The sequence below is a fragment of the Desulfofundulus sp. genome, assembly GCF_049701015.1.
Classification (GTDB): Bacteria; Bacillota; Desulfotomaculia; order Desulfotomaculales; family Desulfovirgulaceae; genus Desulfofundulus.
On record NZ_JBNATZ010000394.1, the window covers coordinates 1 to 1,531 of the forward strand.

Below are 1,531 nucleotides of genomic sequence, written 5' to 3' on the forward strand. Positions count from 1 at the left end.
CATGGCTATTGCAGCCCACCGCCGGGGGGATCCCCGGGGAGGGCCGCTGGGACAGCTTTTATGTCGGGCTGACGACCTGTCCCGTCCCTGTGCCTTTTGTACCGCCCGCGATAAATGTTACAAGGCTGCCGGTATGGAAACCCTGCGCGAGGCACTGGTTTATTGAAATTAAAAAAGCCCGGGAGTGATATATTTTGTCCTTGCAGGTGCGACACATTGAAATAAAAAACAGGGAGCAGGCCCTGGAGGAAATAGCTGCCGTAGGAGCGGACCAGGCAGGCTGCCGCTTGATGGCTCCCAAGGCTGTTCACCGGGTTTTAAAAATCAGCGGTCTGACTCCTGTCCAGGCTACTATTCTCAAGCAGGAGATGCTGGCCAGAGGCGGCGATGCGGCCGTGGCCCGGGGTGTGGTCGACCATACTGTAGAAAAAACGGACGTACTGCTCATGGGTACCCTGAAGCAGTATAACGCCATGCTGGCCAAGCTCGAACTCCAGCCCTTCGGCCTGGCTGCCCTGGCCGGGGAAATCCGCCGGGTTCTGCAGAACCTGGAGGGGCGGCCCATCAGGCGGCTGGACTGCCGGGGAAAGGAACTGGTGCTTGGAGAAAGGACACTTGTCATGGGCATTCTTAACGTGACTCCCGATTCCTTTTCCGATGGCGGCAGGTTCAACGATCCTTCGCGAGCTCTGGAACATGCCCACCGCCTGGTGGAGGAAGGGGCGGACATCATTGACCTGGGTGGGGAATCCACCCGGCCCGGGCATACCCCTGTATCTCTGGAGGAGGAACTGCGCCGGGTTATTCCGGTGCTGGAGAAGCTGGTGCAGGAGGTTCCTGTCCCCATATCCGTTGATACCACCAAGGCTGCGGTGGCCCGGGAGGCCCTGGAAATTGGTGCCCACATCATCAACGACCAGTGGGCTTTGCGCGCCGACCCGGAGATGGCGGCGGTGGTGGCCCGTTACGGCGTGCCGGTGATCCTCATGCATAACCAGGTGGGTACGGAGTATGAGGACCTGATGGGGGATATAATCCGTTTCTTCCGTGAAAGCATTGCCATGGCCATGGAGGCAGGTATTGGCACTGACAAAATTATTATCGACCCCGGGATTGGCTTTGGCAAGACCGTCGAACAAAACCTGGAAATCATGAACCGGCTCCCGGAGCTCGCATGTCTGGGACTTCCGGTGTTGCTGGGGACATCCCGGAAATCTATGATCGGGAAAACTCTGGACCTGCCCGTGGAACAGCGGTTGGAGGGTACGGCGGCCACGGTGGCCATTGGTATTGCGGCGGGGGTAGACATCGTCCGGGTGCACGATGTGAAGGAAATGGTGCGGGTGGCCCGTATGACCGACGCCATGGTCCGCCCAATAAGTTAATAAAAGGTGCCTGGCACCTTTTATTAACTTATTGGGGGGGGGTTGGGTGGACCGCGTAATTTTAAAGGGTATGGAATTTTACGGATATCATGGTGTTTTGCCTGAAGAGCGTAGGATGGGCCAGCGCTTCATTGTAGATGTGGAAC

The 1,531-nt window shown here is 57.7% G+C and carries 2 protein-coding genes; both read left to right on the forward strand.

Translation table 11 applies throughout. The features are described 5' to 3' along the window. Positions 1–194: 194 nt before the first annotated feature. Complete coding sequence (folP, locus tag ACPLUI_RS14775; protein ID WP_424661000.1) at positions 195–1,385, forward strand: dihydropteroate synthase; 1,191 nt, start codon at positions 195–197, stop codon at positions 1,383–1,385. A 46-nt stretch (positions 1,386–1,431) separates the two neighbouring features. Beyond that, a partial coding sequence (locus tag ACPLUI_RS14780; RefSeq protein WP_424661001.1) for a dihydroneopterin aldolase occupies positions 1,432–1,531 on the forward strand: 100 nt, incomplete at its 3' end.